Consider the following 18,619-nt stretch of genomic DNA (forward strand, 5'->3'; position numbering starts at 1 on the left):
CCAAAAAAAACGCCCCGCGATGCGGGGCGCTTTTTGGAAGCAAGAAGCCTCAGCGCTTCATCGACGAGAAGAACTCGTCGTTGGACTTCGTGCTCTTCATCTTGTCGAGCAGGAACTCCATCGCGGCAATCTCGTCCATCGGGTGCAGCAGCTTGCGCAGGATCCAGATCTTCTGCAGCAGCTCCGGCTCGATCAGCAGATCCTCGCGGCGGGTGCCCGACTGATTGACGTTGATCGCCGGGTAGACGCGCTTTTCGGTGATGCGGCGGTCCAGGTGCACTTCCGAGTTGCCGGTGCCCTTGAACTCTTCGTAGATCACCTTGTCCATCGCGCTGCCGGTGTCGACCAGCGCGGTGGCGATGATCGTCAGCGAGCCGCCTTCCTCGACGTTGCGGGCCGCGCCGAAGAAGCGCTTGGGCCGGTGCATCGCGTTGGCGTCGACGCCGCCTGTGAGCACCTTGCCCGAGCTCGGCACGACGTTGTTGTACGCACGGGCCAGGCGGGTGATCGAGTCGAGCAGGATCACCACGTCCTTCTTGTGCTCGACCAGGCGCTTGGCGCGCTCGATCACCATCTCGGCGACCTGCACGTGGCGCGCGGCTGGCTCGTCGAACGTCGAGCTGATGACCTCGCCGCGCACGGTGCGCTGCATCTCGGTCACTTCCTCGGGCCGCTCGTCGATCAGCAGCACGATCAGGTGCACGTCGGGGTGGTTGTAGGTGATGGCGCTGGCGACCTGCTGCATCATCATCGTCTTGCCGGCCTTGGGCGGCGAGACGATCAGGGCGCGCTGGCCCTTGCCTTGCGGGGCCATCAGGTCGAGGACGCGGCCGGCGATGTCTTCGCTGGAGCCGTCGCCGCGCTCGAGCTTGAAGCGCTTGCGCGGGAACAGCGGGGTCAGGTTCTCGAACAGCACCTTGCCCTTGCTGGCTTCCGGCGGCTCGCCGTTGATCGTGTCCACGACCGACAGTGCGAAGTAGCGCTCGCCGTCCTTCGGCCAGCGGATGCGGCCGAGCAGGTGGTCGCCGGTGCGCAGGTTGAAGCGGCGGATCTGGCTGGGCGAGATGTAGACATCGTCCGGGCCGGCCAGGTAGCTGGCCTCGGCTGCGCGCAGGAAGCCGTAGCCGTCGGGCAGGATCTCGAGCACGCCGTCGGCGACGACGCCCTCGCCGTGGCGGGTCAGGACCTTGAGCAGCGCGAAGATCACGTCCTGCTTGCGGGCGCGGGCCACGCCCTCGATCGCGAGCTGGTCGGCGATGTCGAGCAGCTTGTGCGCCGGCATCCGCTTCAGGTCGCTCAGCGAGTACTGCGGGAAGCCCTCGGGCACGTTCGGCGGCGGTAGGCGCTGCGCGTGGTCATTGCCGCCGTCCTGCGGCAGGCCGTCATCGCGGCCGCCGCGCTGGCGGTCGCGCCGGTTCTTGAAGCGGTCGCGGCGGTTGCCCTGGTCCTGGCGATCCTGCCGGTTGTTCTGGTAAGGCTGCTGCTGCGGGCGCGGCTCGCCGCCCTGACGCTCACCACCGTGGCGGGGTTCGCCGCCGTTGCGCGGTTCGTGGCGCTGTCCGCCGTCTTGCGGCGCGCCATCGCTGGCTGCGGCGGGCGGGGCCTTCGGCGGCTGCGGGCGCGGCGCCTCAGGAGCGGGCGATGCCGAGGGCTCGGCGGCCGGACGCGGAGGAGCCGGGGCGGCAGGGGCGTCCTGGGCGGGCAGCTGGAGTTGGGGCTGGGGGGCGTCGGATGCAGCGTCGGCGGGCTTTTTGGCCGCGCGGGGCTTGCGGACGCGCTTGACGGCAGTGTCGGCGGCCGGCGTGCCGGCGTCGTCAGGGGTGTTGTCGGACAAGAGCAGAATCCTCGCTCGGTGCGAGCGCCCGGAGGGCGGAAGGTGGAAACGGGCAGGGCCGGGAGATCACGCCCGGCAGGTGCAGTTCAGATGGGTGCGGCAGGCGAATGCCTACCGGAGTCGCGCAAACCTAGCATCGCCGCGGGGGCGTCGGCAAGCGGTTGCGGCGATGGCGATTCAGGCCGAGGCCGTTTGCGGCGGCGCTGGGGCCGCCGCGGGAGGCGTGCTCAGAGCGCCTTGTCGATCAGTTGGGCCAACTGGGCCTTGCCGACCGCGCCGATCTGGGTGCCGTGGACCTGGCCGTCCTTGAACACCAGCAGCATCGGGATCGAGCGCACGTGGTACTTCAGCGCGGTGGCCTGATTCTGGTCGACGTCGACCTTGACCACCTTGGCGCGCCCGGCGTAGTCGCCGGCCAGTTCGTCCAGCGCCGGGGCGATCATCCGGCAGGGGCCGCACCACGGCGCCCAGAAGTCCACCAGCACCGGCACGTCGGCCTGCAGCACGGTGGCGTCGAAGTCGGAATCGGTGGCATGGATGACGCGTTCGCTCACGGGCTTCTCCGGATCAAGGAGGCGCCGGCTGCGGCAGCGGCGCCGGGATGGATGGTAAAGTGGGGGATCGTCGGCCCGAATCAAGGCGGCGCATCCGCGGGACGACCCACGCGTCCTGCATCCAGGCAGTCTGCGTCGCGGATGCCTCCCACGCAAGCACGCGGCGCCCATTGCCGGCGACGCCCGGATACAGACCTACGCATGAGCGATAAACCCCTGACCGACCTCACCTTCGCCTCCTTCGAGTTGCACCCGGCCCTGCAGGCCGGCCTGGAAGGCGCGGGCTTTACCCGCTGCACCCCGATTCAGGCGCTGACGCTGCCGCTGGCGCTCAATGGCCGTGACGTCGCCGGCCAGGCCCAGACCGGCACCGGCAAGACGCTGGCGTTCCTGGTCGCGGTGATCAATCGCCTGCTGACCCGCCCGGCGCTGGCCGACCGTAAGCCCGAGGACCCGCGCGCGCTGATCCTGGCGCCGACCCGCGAACTGGCGATCCAGATCCACAAGGACGCGGTCAAGTTCGGCAGCGAGTTGGGCCTGAAGTTCGCGCTGGTCTACGGCGGTGTCGACTACGACAAGCAGCGCCAGATCCTGCAGGAGGGCGCCGACGTTATCATCGCGACCCCCGGCCGGCTGATCGACTACGTCAAGCAGCACAAGGTCGTCAGCCTGCACGCCTGCGAGATGTGCGTGCTCGACGAGGCCGACCGGATGTTCGACCTGGGCTTCATCAAGGACATCCGCTTCCTGCTGCGCCGGATGCCGGTGCGTACCGAGCGCCAGACGCTGCTGTTCTCCGCCACTCTCAGCCACCGCGTGCTCGAACTCGCCTACGAGCACATGAACGAGCCCGAGAAGCTCGTCGTGGAAACCGAGTCGATCACCGCCGCGCGCGTGCGCCAGCGCATGTATTACCCGGCCGATGACGAGAAGCTGCCGCTGCTGATCGGCCTGCTGTCGCGCAGCGAAGGCGCGCGCACGATGGTGTTCGTCAACACCAAGGCGTTCGTCGAGCGGGTCGCGCGCGCGCTGGAGAAAGCCGGCTACCGCGTCGGCGTGCTCTCGGGCGATGTGCCGCAGAAGAAGCGCGAGTCGCTGCTCAAGAAGTTCCAGGCCGGCCAGCTGGAGTTGCTGGTGGCGACCGACGTTGCCGCCCGCGGCCTGCATATCGATGGCGTGAGCCACGTCTTCAACTACGACCTGCCGTTCGACGCCGAGGACTACGTGCACCGCATCGGGCGCACCGCGCGTCTGGGCGCCGAGGGCGATGCGATCAGCTTCGCCTGCGAGCGCTACGCGACCTCGCTGCCGGATATCGAGGCCTATATCGAGCAGAAGATCCCGTCCGAGCCGGTCACCCAGGAGTTGCTGACGCCGCTGCCGCGCAAGCCGCGCGAAGGCGTCGAGGTCGATGCCGCCGAGGGCGAGAGCGTCGGTGAGATCTTCCGCGAGGTCCGCGAGGCGCGTGCTGCCGAGGACGCCAAGCGTGGTGGCGGTCGTGGTGGTCCGGGGGGGGCGCGCGGCGCACCGGGTTCGCGGGGGCCGCGTGCGGGCGGTGGCGAAGGTCGTGGCGAGCGCGGTCCGCGCAAGCCCCGCGCCCCGCGGCCGGACGCGACGACGGTCGATGCGTCCGCCGCGCCGGCCAAGCCGGTCATTGACGCCGCCGGCGCCGTCGCCCAGGCGATGCCGGACGAGTCGCGTCCGCCGCGCAAGCGTCGCCGCCGTCGTGGCGGCAAGAAGGTCGAGGGTGCGGACGCCACGGCGCTGCAGACCGGCGAGACGAAGTCGACCGAGTCCAAGCCGCGCGGCAATGGCGGCAACGACGGCAAGGGTCCGCGCGAAGTGCGTCCGACCCAGCGCCTGGCGCCGACCGCGGCGGCCGAGAAGGCGCCGTCGCTGCTCAGCCGCATCGGGCGTGGGCTGCGTCGTCTGGTGTCGGGTGGCGATTCGCGCTGATCCGGCGCGAGGTCGCACGCAGAACAAGCCCCGCTCCAGCGGGGCTTGTTCGTTCTGTGCAGTCCGGACGAGGCGCAGTGTCGTTTGCTTGGGCCCTCCCCCGTGCGCAGAGAGGGTTGTACGGGCGCAAGCAGCCGGAAACCGCCTGGAAAAGCCCTCCCCCCGCGTGCGGGGGAGGGTTGGGTGGGGGCGAGCGTTCCGATGACGACAACGCGATCCGAGCGACTCGACAGTGGAATCGCGCCCGATGTGCTGCGATCGATGCGCATGGTTCGCCCCCATCCCAACCTTCCCCCGTCAACGGGGGAAGGGGCGATCGTGCCGATCCGGTGACGGGGCGATCGCGCCGATCCGGTGACAGCGCCCTGCACGCGTTCCCTGCAATAATCCCGCGCATGAGCGTTCTGCGATTCGACAACGTGAGCAAGCAGTACGCCGGCGGCCATGTGGCGCTGTCGGACGTCAATTTCGCCGTGTCGGCGGGCGAACTGTTGTTCGTCACCGGCCACTCGGGCGCAGGCAAGAGCACGCTGCTCAAGCTGATCCACCTGGCCGAGCGGCCCAGCCGCGGCGCGGTGGTGTTCGCCGAGCGCAACCTGCTGAAGGTGCGCGGGCGCGGTGTGGCGCTGCATCGCCGCGATGTGGGCGTGGTGTTCCAGGACCATCGGCTGCTGTCGGACCGCAGCGTGTTCGACAACATCGCGCTGCCGCTGATCCTGCGCGGCCAGCGCCGCGGCGAGATCGGCAAGCGGGTGCGCAGCGCGCTCGAGCGACTGGGCCTGGGCAACCGCGAGCGCGCGCTGCCCACGCAGCTGTCGGCCGGCGAGCAGCAACGGGTCGGGATCGCGCGCGCGATCGTCGGCGAGCCGCGGCTGCTGGTCGCCGACGAGCCCACCGGCAACCTCGACCCGACGCTGTCGGCCGAGATCATGGCGCTGTTCGCCGAGCTGCCTGAGCGCGGCACCAGCGTGCTGATCGCCAGCCATGACCTGGGCCTGGTCAAGCGCATGAAGAAGCGCACGCTGGTTCTCGACCACGGCACCCTGGTCGACGACATCGCGCCGGAGGATCTCGCCGATGCCTGAGGCGCCCCGCAACCAGCCGGTCCGCACCGGCGCATCCCCGGTCGGCACCTGGGTCGACCACCATGTCTACAGCTTCGTCGCCAGCCTGGGGCGCGTGTTCCGCAGGCCCTGGTCGACCGCGCTGACCATCGGCGTGATGGCGGTCGCGCTGGCCCTGCCGCTTGGGCTATGGCTGGTGCTCGACAATGTCGGCCGGCTCGGCGGCAGCATCGATGCCTCGCGCGAGATCAGCGTATTCCTGCAGCGCGATGTCGATGCCGAGCGCGCTGACGCGCTCGCCGGCGAGCTGCGTGCGCGTGGCGACGTCGGCAGCGTGGTCCACCGCACGCCCGACGAGGGACTGGCGGAACTGCGGGAGCGCGGCGAGTTCGGTCCGGCGATCGACGTCCTCGATGAGAACCCCTTGCCGCACGTGCTGATCCTGACCCCGGCGGGCGATGAGATGCTGCTGGCCGATGCGCTGCGCCAACTGCCCGAGGCCGAACTGGTGCAGCACGATGCGCAGTGGCGGCAGCGGCTCGACGGCTGGCTGCGCCTGGGCGGGCGCGTGGTCTGGGTCCTGGCCGCGCTGCTGGGGCTGGGCGCGTTGCTGGTCGTGGGCAACACCGTGCGGTTGGACATCCAGTCGCGGCGCGAAGAGCTGGGCGTGTTGCAACTGCTGGGCGCGACCGACGGCTTCATCCGGCGGCCGTTCCTCTATCTGGGCGCCTGGTACGGGCTGGCCTCGGGCGCGGTCGCGCTGGTGCTGCTGGGCGCGGCGGCGGCCGCGTTGCGCGCGCCGCTGGCCGAAGTCGCGGCCAGCTACGGCGCCACGTTCGCGCTGCGTGGCTTCGGGCCGCTCGGCGTGTTGGCGGTGCTGGGCGGCTCGACCGCACTCGGCTGGCTGGGTGGGGGGATCGTCACCGGCCACTTCCTGCGCCAGACGCGTCCCGACCATGCCTGATTCGCACACGACGACGCCCGCGGCCGAGACCGCCTCCCGGATCAAACTCGAGCCCTCGTGGAAGGCGCGCGTGGGCGACTGGCTGCTCCGCGACGACATGCAGGCGCTGTCGGCGTTCCTGCGCACACGCCGCGCCGAGGGCGCGCGGATCCACCCGCCGGGTCCGGACATCTTCGCCGCGTTCGACGCGACTCCGTTCGACGCGGTCAAAGTCGTCATCCTCGGGCAGGACCCCTATCACGGGCCCGGCCAGGCGCATGGTCTGTCGTTTTCGGTACGGCCCGACGTGCGCATCCCGCCGTCGCTGGACAACGTGTTCAAGGAGATCACCCGCGACCTCGGCCTGCCGAGACCCGATCACGGCTGGTTGATGCCTTGGGCGCGCCAGGGTGTGCTGCTGCTCAATGCGGTGTTGACGGTCGAGGAAGGCCGGGCCGGCTCGCACCAGGGCAAGGGCTGGGAGGGCTTCACCGACCACGTCGTCGACACCCTCAACCGCGAGCGCGAAGGCTTGGTGTTCCTGCTGTGGGGCAGCTATGCGCAGGCCAAGGGCAAGCTGGTCGACACGCGCCGCCACCGGGTGCTGCGCAGTACCCATCCCTCGCCGCTGTCGGCGCACCGCGGCTTCCTGGGCTGCGGCCATTTCTCGGCCGCCAACGAGTACCTGCAACGTCGCGGCGAGCGTCCGATCGACTGGTCGCTGCCACCGCGGGCCTCGCTCGCATAAGAAGGTCTCTACCGAAGCCGGGAGCCTGCTTCTGTTTGCTCGATCACGGCGCTCATCTCCGGAGCGCGCGTCGCGCCGGCCGAGGACTGCTCCTCGGCTCGGTCAGCCATCCATGGCTGACTCGCCGCCGCGGGCCATCCCTGGCCCGCTATCGCAATCCCCGGCCAGCACGACGCACCGGAGACCGAAGGCGCGCGACTTCTTCCAGCGTGCGGCTCTGGGCCTCACCGAAGCCAGGTTACAAAAGTCCACAGCAGCAGACTGACGGCCGGCGGCCGCGTTGAGCGCGCCATGGATGGCGCGCGCCCGAGTCAAGGCAGGATGCCTTGACCGAGGGGAGAGCGGCTGCCGGCTGGCAGGCTGCTGCCCATCCGAAGTGGGGTTTCCATTCCTGAAATTGCGAAGAACAAAAAAACCCGGCAGCGCGAGCTGCCGGGTCGGCCCAGGCGAGGGAGGGATCGCCCGAGTGTTCGATGGCGTGCGGGCCGTGCCCGCATGCGGTCAACGCTTGGCGGTGGGCTTGTCCGCGGCCGCCTTGGCAACGGTCTCGGCCTGCGCACGCACGTCGGCGGTGGCCGATTCGAGCTGCGACTTGGCAAGTTCGGCGATCGCTTCGTGGGTCTTCACGGTGCGGCCGATGACTTCCTGGCCTGCGCTGACCAGGCGCTCGACGTTCTCGCGGGCGATCTGCGCGCCCTTGGGCCACAGCGCCTTCATGCCGTCGAGATCGCGAACCTCGATCGCTTCGTTGACGAACGCGAACGTGGCGTTGGCGTTCTCGCCGAGCGTGGTGAAATGAACGCCGAAGACCTTCTCGACATTCTCGAGGGTCAGGCGGTTGATCTGGGCTGCGGCATCGGCGAACTGGCGCGACGCGGCGGTGAACTGCTCGTTGAACTGGTAGGACATGGCGGTTACCTGCGTGGGCCGGCGGCTGCCGGGTTTGTGCAATGCAGCATAGCGCGCCTATGTTGCATTGCAACATCGAGCCGACGAACGGTCGCCGTGTATTCAGTTTCGTAGACGGATCAACGGCTTGGCGCGCTGCCAAGGCGGGTCGCGGGTCTACGGGGCTTGGCTCGGGCGGGTCCGCCGTGGTCGGCTGGCAACGAGCGGAAGCCGTCTCAGGGACCGGTGTAGCGACAGCCCGAGGTGCAGGTTTCGCGGATCACGATCGCGCTCAACGCCGGCAGGGTCGGCTTGAGCCGTTCCCAGATCCAGATCGCCAAGCGCTCGCTGGTCGGGTTCTCGAGCCCGGGGATGTCGTTGAGGTAGTGATGGTCGAGCTGGGCGTAGAGCGGCGCGAACGCGGCCTTGAGATCGCCGAAGTCCATGATCCACCCCGAGTGCTCGCCCGGCTCGCCCGAGACGTGGATCTCGATCTGGAACGAGTGGCCGTGCAGCCGCGCGCATTTGTGTCCGGGCGGCACGTTGGGCAGGCGATGCGCCGCCTCGACGGAGAAGACCTTGAAGATATCCATGACGGCATTGTCGAGGGTGGCCGGCGGCGCGGCAATCGCGGCGTGGCGGGGCAGGCCGCACGGCGTCCGTGGGCGCGCGGCGCGGCGCGGACCGCGCATAGAATGCGGGCATGCATCGTCGCGCGCGCTTCCGCTGGGCCTGGTGGCTGCTGGCCTATGCCAGCCTGGGCCTCGGCATTCTGGGCATCTTCGTGCCGGGCCTGCCGACCACGGTGTTCATCCTGATCGCGGCCTGGGCCGCTTCGCGCGGGTCCGAGCGCCTGCATCGCTGGCTGCTTGCGCACCCGCGTTTTGGGCCGTCGATCCGCGACTGGCAGGCCCATCGCGCCGTCAGCCGCCGCGCGAAGTGGCTGGCGACGGTGACGATGCTGGCCTCGTCGGTGATCCTGGTCGCGCTCGTGTGGTGGATCCCGGCCCATCGCTGGTGGATGACCGCGCTGCCGATCGGCTGTATGGCGGTCGTCGGCACCTGGCTGTGGCTGCGCCCCGAACCTCCGGCGGCATGACGCGCAGACGTGCGCTGCGGCAGTGCGCTCAGGGCGCGCCGGTCTCGGCCTTGTAGCGGTCCAGGAACCCGTCGAGAGGCGAGTAGAGCAGGTCGCCGGCCAGCCGCCGCGGTGGCTCGTAGGAGAAATCGAACGAAAATCGGCCGCTCGGCTCGATCGTCAACAGCACGCTCGACCACGCGCCGCGCTCCTCGCGCATGGTCTCGCGCAGCGCCACCAGCGCGTCCTTGGCGGCGCGCGAGAGGCGGAAGTCCACGTCTTCGAGTGGCTGCGCAGGGGCGGCCGCGATCGCGGAGGTCTGCGAGCTGATCCTGCGGCCGCCTTCGGTGTCGATCTCGGCATGCAGGCCGATCCGCTTCCACTCGCGTGCGCCCCATTCGCCTTCCATCACATCGGTGACGCAGGCGGCGACTTCGCGCACGACCCGTTCCTGGGCTTGCTGGATGGCGATGGCGTCGAGCATGGGATTCCGGGCGAGACTAAGGAATCAGTGGATGTTATCGAAATCGAACTCCACCCACTTCCCGCCTTCCTGTCGATAAGCAGCGACGAAGCCGTCAGGCCGCGATGTCGTGTTGCCGGCGTCGTAGTAGGGCTCGACCCGGATCTGCACATCCAGCTCCGGATTCTCCTGCTTGAGTGCGCGGATCTGGCCCTCGAACTGGTGGCCGTAGGCCCCGGTGTTGAGGTTCTTGGTGCCGTCGGGCAACGGCTTGCCGTTGCCGGGCACGACGTTGAGCCGGTTGGTCGGGCCGGCGAACGAGTCGGCGATCAGATGGAAGCCCACGTCGGTGGGATAGCCCTCGTGCCCGATCTGCCGCTGCAGGCCGGGATCGTTGCGGCCCGCGGGTTCGAGCGACACGCTGCCTTCGGCCTTGACCACGCGGCCGGCCTCGTCGGTGCTCCAGCGGTAGTCGCCGAACTCATACACCGTGTCCGGGCGCGCGGCATTCGCGGCGACATTGAAGTCGTCCATCGTGTCGAACCGCAGCAGGGGCCGCCCGCCGACGGTGCGGCCGGTGTCGGCGCGGGCAAGCACGTCGGCCAGCTCCGCCGTCTCGCTGCCGCGCGCAGCAGCGCGTCCACCTTCCCCCAGGCCCTGTGCGTGCTCGGCCACGCGCGCGGCATCGACGACGTCGCCGGCCGCGTCGGCCGCCCGGGCGCCCTTGGCCGCCTTGTCGACGCCCTTGGTGCCGGCGACGGTGAGTACCAGTTCGGCGGCGCCGCGGCCGATCGCCTCGCCGTAGCGTCCGGCCTGCCAGTCGTCGACGATCGGGTCGACGACCGCATCGACCAACAGGCCCGGATTGCGCGCGATCGTGGAGACCAGGTCGGCCGCAGCTTCCATGCGCTCACCGCCGCGTTCGGCGGATGGCAGCCAGTCGGGAACGTCGAGCGTGTCGCCGGTCGCTTGCGTGTAGAGCGCCGACGCGCCGTCGGCCAACCAGCCTGCCGGGCCGAGGTCATAGCCGGTCTTCAAGGCGTTCGCGCCCAGCGTGGCGACCCCTTCGCCGGTCTCCCAGAGCACCTCGCCGGCGCCCTTGAACACCCCGCCCACCTGCGAGGCGGCGCTGCCCAGCCCTTCGAGAATGCCCATCGTGCGGTCCTGTGGCGCGTGACCCTCGCAGTCTGGGCGGCGACGCTGGGGCGGACAATCTGGGGCCGACCCTAATGCGTCCATGAACGTGCGCATCCTGGGGGCCGGCGGCCGCGCGTTCGGGCGGACCGCCGGGCGTGGCGCCTGTACACTTCGCCGATGAGCAACCGTCTTCCGATCGTGCTGACCGCCCTGCTGCTGGCCGCTTGCGGCAACAAGGCCGACCTGCTGATGCCCTCCCAGGTGCCGCCGGAGGACGCCGGCCGCTTCCTGATCAAATCCTCGGTGCCGACGCGGGCGCAGCGCGACGCCGACACCAACGCGGTGCAGGACGACGCGGGCGCCGCCGACGCGGCGCAGGACCGCCCCGCGGCCGCGGTGCCGGTGATCCTGGACGTGCCGCCCGCGACCGGGACGCCGTGACCGGGCGCGGCCCCGTCGAGTCGAGGGACCGGTGCCGATGATGTCCGCGTCTTCCCTGCCGCTGCGCTTTTCGAAGATGCATGGCGCCGGCAACGATTTCGTCGTGCTCGACCTGCGCGACGGCACGCCGCCGCCGGATGCCGAACAATGCCGTGCGCTTGCCGATCGGCACCTCGGCGTCGGCTGCGACCAGTTGCTGACCATCGAGGCGCCGCAGGCGGCCGAGGCTGTGGCCCGCTATCGCATCTGGAATGCCGATGGGTCGTCGTCGCAGCAGTGCGGCAACGGCGCGCGCTGCGTGGCCGCCTGGCTGGTGCGCGACGGTGCGGCCGGGGCCAGCGGCTTCGTGCTTGAAAGTCCCGCGGGCCTGCATGCGGTCGATCGCGATGGCGCGCACTTCCGGATCGCGATGGGCGTGCCGGCGTTTGCGCCGGACGCTGTGCCGCTGGTCGGCTTCGATGCCGCGCCGCTGTACACGAGCGTGCTCGACGACGGCACGTCGGTCGCCTTCGGGGCGGTATCGATGGGCAATCCGCATGCGGTGATCGAGGTCGACGACCTGCAGGCCGCGCCGGTGGCGCGCATCGGTGCGGCCCTGCAGGCCTCGCGCTGGTTTCCCGAGTCGGTCAACGTCGGTTTTGCGCAGGTGTTGGCCCCGGACCGGATCGCGCTGCGCGTGTTCGAACGTGGGGTCGGCGAAACCCTTGCCTGCGGCAGTGGCGCCTGCGCGGCGGTCGCGGTCCTGGCTCGTCGCGGTCGCATTGCGCGCTGCGCCGACGTATCGTTGCCCGGCGGCACGCTGCGCATCGCATGGCCCGAGGATGCGGCCACGCTGACGATGGCCGGCCCGGCCGCATTCGTTTTTGAAGGGGAGTGGAGCGCATGAGCGAGACCACCGAGACACTCGGCGCGCACGAAGTGGCCGCCTGGCTGCGTCGGCAGCCCAAGTTCCTGCAGCAGTTTCCGGATCTGGCACTGACGCTGGTCGTCCCGCGCGACGACGGCCCGGCTGCGTCGTTGGCCAGCTACCAACTGGAAGTGCTACGCGACAAGAATCGCGAACTATCCAAGCGCCTGCGCGAGCTGTATGCGATCTCGCAGGAGAACGAGCGCCTGGCGGTGCGCACCCACCAGCTGACCCTGGCGCTGATGCGTCAGCCCGATGCCGCCTCGACGGTGCGCGCGCTGGCGGCGACGCTGGCCGAGGATTTCAACGGCGATCTGGTCCGCCTGGTGCTGTTCGCGCCGGTCGCCGGGCTCCACGAGGACTGGCTGCAGATCGTCGCCCGCGACGACCGCCGCCTGCAGCCTTTCGTCGACTGCCTCAAGGACGAGACGCCGCTGTGCGGCCGCCTGCACCCCGACAAGCAGTCGCTGCTGTACGGCCCGCGCGTGGACGAGGTGCATTCGAGCGCGCTGCTGCCGATCGAAGGCGTCGGCCTGATCGCCGTGGGCAGCCGCGACCCCAATCGCTTCTATCCGGGCATGGGTACGCTGTTCCTGCACATGATGGGCGAGGCGTTCGCGGCGGCGATGAAGCGCTACGCCGCCTGAGCGTGGCGATGTTGGTCGACGTCGAGGCGTTCCTGGCACACCTGCAGGTCGAGCGGCGCATGTCGGCGCACACGCTCGACGCCTATCGCCGCGATCTCGCCGCGCTGGCCGCGTGGGCCGAGGACAGCGGGCGCGCCGACCTGCGCGGCTTGCAGCCCGACGACATCCGCGCCTTCGTCGCCGCCGGCCACCGCGGCGGCCTGTCGGCCAAGAGCCTGCAGCGGCGACTGTCGGCCTGTCGCAGCTTCTATCGTTGGCTGCTGCGGCACGGCCACGTTGTCGCCAATCCTGCGGCTGGCGTGCGCGGCCCCAAGGCGCCACGCAAGCTGCCGCAGGTGCTCGATGTCGACGAGGCGACGCAACTGGTCGAGGTGTCGACTGACGCGCCGCTGGGCCTGCGCGACCGCGCGCTGCTCGAGTTGTTCTATTCGTCTGGTCTGCGCCTGGCCGAATTGGTCGCACTGCGCTGGCGCGACCTCGATCTCGACAGCGGGCTGGTGACGGTGCTGGGCAAGGGCAGCCGCCAGCGCAGCGTGCCAGTCGGCTCGCATGCGGTCGCGGCCCTGCGCGCATGGCGCGCCGATAGTGCCTCGGGTGCTGATGCACCGGTGTTTCCCGGTCGCGGCGGCGGTCCGATCACCGCGCGCGCGGTGCAGATGCGGCTGCGGCTGCTCGCCCAGCGCCAGGGCCTGTTCAAGCGCGTGCACCCGCACCTGCTGCGGCACTCGTTCGCCAGCCACGTCCTCGAATCCTCGGGCGACCTGCGCGGTGTGCAGGAACTGCTCGGCCACGCCGACATCGCCACGACCCAGATCTACACCCACCTCGACTTCCAGCATTTGGCCAAGGTCTACGACGCCGCGCATCCGCGCGCGCGGCGCAAGCGCTGACGGCAAGCCCATGCATTCACTCAAGGACGAGTCCCTGCCGATGACCACATCCATTTCCCGATCACAGGGCCGCTGGGCGATGGCGCTGTTGACGATGATGCTCTGGGGCACGGCCTCCGCGCAGATGGCGGAGGGCTTCAGTGCGCTGCGCGACAACCGTCCCTGGGCGGCCCTGCATGCCTTGCAGGCGCCTGGCGTGCAGGCCCAGGTCGCCGCGCAGGTGGCCGTGTTCGTCGGCGATGATCGGCCCGGCTGCGCGATCCTGTCCGGTCGGCCGCCTGAGCAGGCCAATGGGGCCGAGTATCGCGACGCGCTTTCGACCATTGCCGAGGCCGCAAGCGACGCGCGCGTGGTGATGCTCAACGAGTACCATGCCAGCCGAGTGCCTCGTTTGTTCCTGTCGGAGCTGATCGAGCGACTCGATGCGATGGGGTTCGATGCATTGGCCGCTGAGACGTTCTATGCCGGCGTGGCAGACACGATGCACGACGGCGTCCCGAAGACCAGTACGGGCCATTACACCGCCGATCCCGCATTTGCCGCGGCGGTGCGTGTCGCGGCGCGCGCGGGTTGGGACTTCGTCGCGTATGAGTCGATGGGCGGCGGGCGAGAGGCTCGCGAGCGCGGCCAGGCGGCTGCGCTGGCCGACTGGCTGACCCGCCACCCGAATCGGCGTCTCCTGGTCTATGCCGGCGGCTCGCATATTTCCGAGGACCCCGAGGCCGGCTGGATGGCTGCGCGCTTGACCGCGCTGACCGGAATCGACCCGCTAACAGTCGCGCAGACGGCAGCCTGTGCGCAGACTGCCGATGCCTGGCAGTTCGATGCGCCGAGAGCCGTCGTGGCCTGGCGGGAGGGGCACGTGGTCTCGCAACCGCACGTGGATTTTCTGGTGCTCCATCCGCCGCAGGCGGTCGCATCCGCACACGCACGGCGCGGTGTGCCGGTTCCGGTGTGCCTGGCGCCGTGGACAGACGCATCGTTGCTACGCGCGTTCGCCGTCGGAGAACCCGCCGATGCGATCGCGATCGATCAGGCCGTGGTACCGGCCGATGCGCGGCAGGGCGACTTGCGCTTGCCGCCGGGGCGCTATCGGCTTGCCCGGGAAGACCTGCGGGCCCTGCATCCGCTCGGGGACTTGGAGGTCCTTGCGGGCGAATCGGGCGCGGGTGCGTGCCGCCATCCGGGCAGTACGAGCTGAGTGCATCAGCACTTCGCGTGCTTAGGACGGTCGGCTTCGGGTTCGATGCCCCAGGCGAGGTACCAGTCCTCGCCCTCGTTCTCGATCGGGTGCTGGGTGCGCCCGGCGCCGTTGCCGCAGGCCAGGGCATCGGCCGCGCAGTACTTGTCGCAGCCCCAACAGATGCGCTCGGGGTGTTTGGGATGCAGCGGAAACGGTTTGGCCATGCCTGCGCCTTGTCGGGACCGGATCCCAGCATCGCGCGGCGATCGGTCGCGCGCATTGATCCAGGACAAGCGGCGCAGGATCGTGCGCCGCGCGCCAAGGAGGCTGCGCGGCCCCTCGAATCGTGCTCGCGGATGTCTCGCGATCGGCGGCTGTCGGTGCGCGGGTTGAATGGGGCGCGTGGACGCCCCACTGATGGGGTTCGATCCACGGAGGCCGCATGGACCCCAGCCAGAATCCCAATGTCTTCCACGCCACGACGATCGTCTCGATCCGCAAGGGCGGCAAGGTCGTCGTCGCCGGCGATGGTCAGGTCACGCTCGGCCACACTGTGATGAAGGGCAATGCCCGCAAGGTGCGTCGGCTCGGCGACGGCAGCGTGCTGGCCGGCTTCGCCGGCGCCGCGGCCGACGCGTTCACGCTGTTCGAGCTGTTCGAGGCCAAGCTGCAGCAGCATGGCGGTCAGCTGGTGCGCGCCGCAGTCGAGCTGGTCAAGGACTGGCGCACCGACCGTCGTTACGGAAAGCTCGAGGCGCTGTTGGCGGTGGCCGACAAGGACACTTCTCTGATCATCAGCGGCAACGGCGACATCATCGAGCCCGAGGACGGCATCGTCGCGATCGGCTCGGGCGGCTCCTACGCGCTGTCGGCCGCGCGCGCGCTGCTGGCCCACACCGATCTCGACGCCCGCACGATCGCCACCGAGGCGCTGCACATCGCCGGCGACATCTGCATCTACACGAACCGGAACGTCGTCGTCGAAGAACTCTAAGGCGGGATTGGGGATCTGGCATCCGGATGCGCTCCGGCCGATCCCGCCCGTCGATCCCGCGTCGCGCGCCCCTCCGCTCTTACGAAGCCCGAATTCCCCATGCCCAATTCCAGCTCTTCCACCATGACCCCGCGCGAGATCGTGCAGGAACTCGACCGCCACATCGTTGGCCAGAATGCGGCCAAGCGCGCGGTCGCGATCGCGCTGCGCAATCGCTGGCGCCGCGCGCAGTTGCCCGATGAGCTGCGCAACGAGGTCATGCCCAAGAACATCCTGATGATCGGCCCGACCGGTGTCGGCAAGACCGAGATCGCGCGTCGGCTGGCGACGCTGGCCAATGCGCCGTTCGTCAAGGTCGAGGCGACGCGGTTCACCGAAGTCGGCTATGTCGGCAAGGACGTCGAGCAGATCATCCGCGACCTCGCCGACACGGCGGTCAAGCTCTATCGCGAGCAGGCCAAGGTGCGGGTGCGCACGCAGGCCGAGGACCGCGCCGAGGACCGGATCCTCGATGCGCTGCTGCCGCGGCGCGAGACGCCGTCGCAGCCGTTCGGCTTCGGCGCGCAGCAGACCACGGTCGACATCGGTGCCGAGCCGTCGTCGAAGGAGTCCGAGACGCGGCAGAAGCTGCGTCGCCAGTTGCGCGCCGGCGAGCTCGACGAGCGCGAGATCGAACTCGAACTTAGCGCCGGGCAGGGCATGGACATCATGACCCCGCCGGGCATGGAGGAAATGGGCCAGCAACTGCGGCAGATGTTCGCCAATCTGGGCGGCGGCAAGACCCAGAAGCGCAAGCTGACGATCCGCGCCGCGCGCCCGCAGCTGATCGAAGAGGAAGCCGGCAAGCTCGTCAACGAGGACGACGTGCGCGAGGCTGCGATCGAAGCCTGCGAGCAGCACGGCATCGTGTTCATCGACGAGATCGACAAGGTCGCTAAGCGCAGCGAGGCCGGCACCACCGGCGGCGATGTCAGCCGCGAGGGCGTGCAGCGCGATCTGCTGCCGCTGGTCGAGGGCAGCACGGTCAGCACCAAGTACGGCTCGGTGAAGACCGACCACATCCTGTTCATCGCCTCGGGCGCGTTCCACCTCGCCAAACCCAGCGATCTGATTCCCGAGATGCAGGGCCGCTTCCCGATCCGCGTGGAGCTCACCGCGCTGACCAAGGACGATTTCGTGCGCATCCTCACCGAGCCCAAGGCGGCGCTGACGCGCCAGTACGTGGCGCTGTTGCGGACCGAAGGCGTGGACCTGACGTTCGCCGACGACGCGGTCGAGCGATTGGCCGAGATCGCTGCCCACGTGAACGAGCGGCAGGAGAACATCGGCGCGCGGCGCCTGCACACGGTGCTCGAGCGTCTGCTCGACACGCTGAGCTTCGAGGCCCCTGACAAGGGCGGCACGGTGACCATCGACCGGGCCTATGTCGATGCGCATCTGGGCGAGCTGGTGCAGGATCAGGACCTGAGCCGTTACATCCTCTGAGAACCTGTCCAAGGTCCTGCTGCGCTTGCCAAATGGCGCGCGTGCGGTGCTCGGAATGCTCACGTACCTGCACGTACGCTGCGCTTCCTGCGCTCCGCCATGCGCCATTTGGCGGCCCTTGCGACGGACCTTGAACAGGTTCTGCCGCTCCGCCGGGTTCACGGCCATGAAAGGGAAAAATGGGTATATTGGCCTCACGTCCATCGTGAGGCCGTTCCCATGTCCGTCGCCCCCAAGTTCGATGCCCTCGACGCGCTGCCGCGCACGCCGGCGTCCGACGTCAAGAAGCTGGGCTGGCGCGGCGTCATGAAGTCGGTCGCCCGCGATGGCCAAGTGGTGGTGACCCACCACAACACGCCCGAAGCGGTGATCCTGTCGGCGGAGGCCTACGACGCGATCCTGCGCGCGCTGGAGGCGGCCGCGGCGCCGCAACGCTCGGCGCTCGAGGCGCTGCAGGCGAAGTTCGACGTCAGGCTGGCGTCGCTGGAGGCCGCCGATGCCGGCGACCGACTGCGCGCGGTGATGGCGCAGCCGGCCGCACTGCGCGGCAAGGTCAAGGCCGGCGCCTCGCATTGAGCCCGCGCGGGCGGCCTGGCGCGCGGCGCACGCTGCGGACGCGCGGTGCGCCCCCCGCGGCTGGGCCCACTGCGGTTGAGCGCAAGCGCGGCACCACGGCTGGCGAAGAGGCCGCAAAGCCTCGGCCGGTGCTGTTCGTGCTCGCAGGCGTCAACGGCGCCGGCAAGAGTTCGATCGGCGGTCACCTGCTCGCCGACGCCGGCCTGACCTGGTTCAATCCCGACGACTTCGCACGCGCACTCGTCGCCGCCACCGGCTGCAGCCAGCGCGACGCCAATGCCGAAGCGTGGCAGGAAGGCATGCGGCGGCTCGACGCAGCCATCGCAGCCGGTCGGCATTACGCATTCGAGACCACGCTCGGCGGCAACACCGTGCCGGCGAAGATCGCCGGGGCCGCGCGCACGCACGACGTGCTGATGTGGTTCTGCGGTCTGTCGTCGGTCGACCAGCACATCGCCCGCGTGCGCGCCCGCGTCGCCGCCGGCGGTCACGACATTCCCGAATCCGACATCCGCGCGCGCTGGCAACGGGCGCGTGAGAACCTGGTCGTGCTGATGCCGTACCTGGCGCACCTGCAGGTCTACGACAACAGCGTCGATGTCGCGCGCGGCCACGCGGTGCCCGATCCGCTGCACGTGCTGGAGATGGTGGCCGGGCGCCTGGTGCACCCGGCGTCCGATGATCCGGGCGCCCTGCGCGCGACGCCGGGCTGGGCGCAGCCGCTGGTCGAGGCCGCGCTGGCCGCGCACGATCGGCGCACTTAGCGGATCGTCGTCAAGGGCAGCAGCGAGGCTTGATCTGAAGCCCTCTCCCGCACGCGGGGGAGGGTTG

Annotated in this window: 21 protein-coding genes; 14 read left to right on the forward strand and 7 right to left on the reverse strand. The window is 69.8% G+C overall.

What is annotated here, in order from left to right:
• Positions 1-49: 49 nt before the first annotated feature.
• Together rho and trxA are read right to left on the reverse strand one after the other, a co-directional pair.
• Positions 50-1,834 carry a transcription termination factor Rho gene (gene rho, locus WAF18_RS03690; protein ID WP_337243946.1) on the reverse strand — a complete coding sequence of 595 codons (1,785 nt, stop codon included), beginning with the start codon at positions 1,832-1,834 and terminating at the stop codon, positions 50-52.
• A 227-nt stretch (positions 1,835-2,061) separates the two neighbouring features.
• Entirely contained in the window at positions 2,062-2,388 is a 327-nt protein-coding gene (gene trxA, locus WAF18_RS03695) for a thioredoxin (protein ID WP_047135552.1), read from the reverse strand.
• Between the two features lie 201 nt (positions 2,389-2,589).
• On the opposite strand from trxA, the gene rhlB reads away from it, so the two are divergent.
• From rhlB to ung, 4 genes are all read left to right on the forward strand, one after another.
• Positions 2,590-4,344, forward strand: coding sequence for an ATP-dependent RNA helicase RhlB (gene rhlB, locus WAF18_RS03700; RefSeq protein WP_337243947.1), 1,755 nt, complete (start codon positions 2,590-2,592; stop codon positions 4,342-4,344).
• Positions 4,345-4,739: 395 nt separating this feature from the next.
• A complete protein-coding gene (ftsE, locus tag WAF18_RS03705) occupies positions 4,740-5,429 on the forward strand; it encodes a cell division ATP-binding protein FtsE (RefSeq protein ID WP_183424670.1) in 690 nt (229 codons plus the stop codon).
• On the forward strand, positions 5,422-6,372 hold the full coding sequence (gene ftsX / locus WAF18_RS03710; protein WP_337243948.1) for a permease-like cell division protein FtsX: 951 nt from the start codon (positions 5,422-5,424) through the stop codon (positions 6,370-6,372). Before ftsE ends, ftsX begins: the two co-directional genes overlap by 8 nt.
• Entirely contained in the window at positions 6,365-7,099 is a 735-nt protein-coding gene (gene ung / locus WAF18_RS03715) for a uracil-DNA glycosylase (RefSeq protein ID WP_337243949.1), read from the forward strand. The genes ftsX and ung overlap by 8 nt, the downstream gene beginning before the upstream one ends.
• 501 nt (positions 7,100-7,600) lie before the next feature.
• Here ung and WAF18_RS03720 read toward each other — a convergent pair.
• Together WAF18_RS03720 and queD are read right to left on the reverse strand one after the other, a co-directional pair.
• Positions 7,601-8,008 (reverse strand): phasin family protein, encoded by a 408-nt coding sequence (locus WAF18_RS03720; protein ID WP_337243950.1) that lies wholly within the window; start codon positions 8,006-8,008, stop codon positions 7,601-7,603.
• 215 nt (positions 8,009-8,223) lie between these two features.
• The gene (gene queD / locus WAF18_RS03725) at positions 8,224-8,580 is read right to left on the reverse strand and encodes a 6-carboxytetrahydropterin synthase QueD (protein WP_183427776.1); all 357 of its coding nucleotides are present in this window, start codon (positions 8,578-8,580) and stop codon (positions 8,224-8,226) included.
• 110 nt (positions 8,581-8,690) lie between these two features.
• Here queD and WAF18_RS03730 point away from each other — a divergent pair, with 110 nt between their 5' ends.
• On the forward strand, positions 8,691-9,086 hold the full coding sequence (locus tag WAF18_RS03730) for a YbaN family protein (RefSeq protein WP_337243951.1): 396 nt from the start codon (positions 8,691-8,693) through the stop codon (positions 9,084-9,086).
• Between the two features lie 28 nt (positions 9,087-9,114).
• Here the strand turns inward: WAF18_RS03730 and WAF18_RS03735 are convergent, their stop codons facing one another.
• Entirely contained in the window at positions 9,115-9,549 is a 435-nt protein-coding gene (locus tag WAF18_RS03735; protein ID WP_337243952.1) for a hypothetical protein, read from the reverse strand.
• A gap of 24 nt (positions 9,550-9,573) precedes the next feature.
• Positions 9,574-10,683, reverse strand: a complete 1,110-nt coding sequence (locus tag WAF18_RS03740; protein WP_337243953.1) for a DNA/RNA non-specific endonuclease — start codon at positions 10,681-10,683, stop codon at positions 9,574-9,576.
• Between the two features lie 159 nt (positions 10,684-10,842).
• Here WAF18_RS03740 and WAF18_RS03745 point away from each other — a divergent pair, with 159 nt between their 5' ends.
• The 5 genes from WAF18_RS03745 to WAF18_RS03765 all read left to right on the forward strand — a co-directional run bounded on the left by WAF18_RS03745 (position 10,843) and on the right by WAF18_RS03765 (position 14,751).
• A complete protein-coding gene (locus WAF18_RS03745; RefSeq protein ID WP_337243954.1) occupies positions 10,843-11,106 on the forward strand; it encodes a hypothetical protein in 264 nt (87 codons plus the stop codon).
• A gap of 40 nt (positions 11,107-11,146) precedes the next feature.
• The gene (gene dapF / locus WAF18_RS03750) at positions 11,147-11,992 is read left to right on the forward strand and encodes a diaminopimelate epimerase (protein WP_337243955.1); all 846 of its coding nucleotides are present in this window, start codon (positions 11,147-11,149) and stop codon (positions 11,990-11,992) included.
• The gene (locus WAF18_RS03755) at positions 11,989-12,660 is read left to right on the forward strand and encodes a DUF484 family protein (protein ID WP_337243956.1); all 672 of its coding nucleotides are present in this window, start codon (positions 11,989-11,991) and stop codon (positions 12,658-12,660) included. The genes dapF and WAF18_RS03755 overlap by 4 nt, the downstream gene beginning before the upstream one ends.
• Positions 12,661-12,668: 8 nt before the next feature.
• Complete coding sequence (xerC, locus tag WAF18_RS03760) at positions 12,669-13,550, forward strand: tyrosine recombinase XerC (RefSeq protein ID WP_337243957.1); 882 nt, start codon at positions 12,669-12,671, stop codon at positions 13,548-13,550.
• Positions 13,551-13,770: 220 nt separating this feature from the next.
• Positions 13,771-14,751, forward strand: coding sequence for a hypothetical protein (locus WAF18_RS03765; protein ID WP_337243958.1), 981 nt, complete (start codon positions 13,771-13,773; stop codon positions 14,749-14,751).
• A 5-nt stretch (positions 14,752-14,756) separates the two neighbouring features.
• On the opposite strand, the gene WAF18_RS03770 is transcribed toward WAF18_RS03765, so the two are convergent.
• The gene (locus WAF18_RS03770) at positions 14,757-14,957 is read right to left on the reverse strand and encodes a DUF3079 domain-containing protein (RefSeq protein ID WP_183427784.1); all 201 of its coding nucleotides are present in this window, start codon (positions 14,955-14,957) and stop codon (positions 14,757-14,759) included.
• A gap of 218 nt (positions 14,958-15,175) precedes the next feature.
• Here WAF18_RS03770 and hslV point away from each other — a divergent pair, with 218 nt between their 5' ends.
• The 4 genes from hslV to WAF18_RS03790 all read left to right on the forward strand — a co-directional run bounded on the left by hslV (position 15,176) and on the right by WAF18_RS03790 (position 18,552).
• Entirely contained in the window at positions 15,176-15,727 is a 552-nt protein-coding gene (gene hslV / locus WAF18_RS03775) for an ATP-dependent protease subunit HslV (protein WP_047135539.1), read from the forward strand.
• A 99-nt stretch (positions 15,728-15,826) separates the two neighbouring features.
• Positions 15,827-17,212: an ATP-dependent protease ATPase subunit HslU gene (gene hslU / locus WAF18_RS03780; RefSeq protein ID WP_183427785.1), complete on the forward strand. Its 1,386-nt coding sequence runs from the start codon at positions 15,827-15,829 to the stop codon at positions 17,210-17,212.
• A gap of 219 nt (positions 17,213-17,431) precedes the next feature.
• Positions 17,432-17,788: a type II toxin-antitoxin system prevent-host-death family antitoxin gene (locus tag WAF18_RS03785; protein ID WP_337243959.1), complete on the forward strand. Its 357-nt coding sequence runs from the start codon at positions 17,432-17,434 to the stop codon at positions 17,786-17,788.
• Positions 17,789-17,916: 128 nt separating this feature from the next.
• Positions 17,917-18,552, forward strand: coding sequence for an AAA family ATPase (locus WAF18_RS03790; protein WP_337243960.1), 636 nt, complete (start codon positions 17,917-17,919; stop codon positions 18,550-18,552).
• The last annotated feature ends 67 nt before the right edge of the window (positions 18,553-18,619 follow it).

The sequence above is a fragment of the Luteimonas sp. gir genome (genome assembly GCF_037198055.1).
In the GTDB taxonomy this organism is placed as follows: Bacteria; Pseudomonadota; Gammaproteobacteria; order Xanthomonadales; family Xanthomonadaceae; genus Luteimonas; species Luteimonas citri_A.

Bases quoted from the DNA above. Each gene is read 5' to 3' on its own strand.
- rhlB (WP_337243947.1), top strand. From the start codon at position 2,590: ATGAGCGATAAACCCCTGACCGACCTCACCTTCGCCTCCTTCGAGTTG.
- ftsE (WP_183424670.1), top strand. From the start codon at position 4,740: ATGAGCGTTCTGCGATTCGACAACGTGAGCAAGCAGTACGCCGGCGGC.
- ftsX (WP_337243948.1), top strand. From the start codon at position 5,422: ATGCCTGAGGCGCCCCGCAACCAGCCGGTCCGCACCGGCGCATCCCCG.
- ung (WP_337243949.1), top strand. From the start codon at position 6,365: ATGCCTGATTCGCACACGACGACGCCCGCGGCCGAGACCGCCTCCCGG.
- WAF18_RS03720 (WP_337243950.1), bottom strand. From the start codon at position 8,008: ATGTCCTACCAGTTCAACGAGCAGTTCACCGCCGCGTCGCGCCAGTTC.
- queD (WP_183427776.1), bottom strand. From the start codon at position 8,580: ATGGATATCTTCAAGGTCTTCTCCGTCGAGGCGGCGCATCGCCTGCCC.
- WAF18_RS03730 (WP_337243951.1), top strand. From the start codon at position 8,691: ATGCATCGTCGCGCGCGCTTCCGCTGGGCCTGGTGGCTGCTGGCCTAT.
- WAF18_RS03735 (WP_337243952.1), bottom strand. From the start codon at position 9,549: ATGCTCGACGCCATCGCCATCCAGCAAGCCCAGGAACGGGTCGTGCGC.
- WAF18_RS03740 (WP_337243953.1), bottom strand. From the start codon at position 10,683: ATGGGCATTCTCGAAGGGCTGGGCAGCGCCGCCTCGCAGGTGGGCGGG.
- WAF18_RS03745 (WP_337243954.1), top strand. From the start codon at position 10,843: ATGAGCAACCGTCTTCCGATCGTGCTGACCGCCCTGCTGCTGGCCGCT.
- dapF (WP_337243955.1), top strand. From the start codon at position 11,147: ATGTCCGCGTCTTCCCTGCCGCTGCGCTTTTCGAAGATGCATGGCGCC.
- WAF18_RS03755 (WP_337243956.1), top strand. From the start codon at position 11,989: ATGAGCGAGACCACCGAGACACTCGGCGCGCACGAAGTGGCCGCCTGG.
- xerC (WP_337243957.1), top strand. From the start codon at position 12,669: ATGTTGGTCGACGTCGAGGCGTTCCTGGCACACCTGCAGGTCGAGCGG.
- WAF18_RS03770 (WP_183427784.1), bottom strand. From the start codon at position 14,957: ATGGCCAAACCGTTTCCGCTGCATCCCAAACACCCCGAGCGCATCTGT.
- hslV (WP_047135539.1), top strand. From the start codon at position 15,176: ATGGACCCCAGCCAGAATCCCAATGTCTTCCACGCCACGACGATCGTC.
- hslU (WP_183427785.1), top strand. From the start codon at position 15,827: ATGCCCAATTCCAGCTCTTCCACCATGACCCCGCGCGAGATCGTGCAG.
- WAF18_RS03785 (WP_337243959.1), top strand. From the start codon at position 17,432: ATGTCCGTCGCCCCCAAGTTCGATGCCCTCGACGCGCTGCCGCGCACG.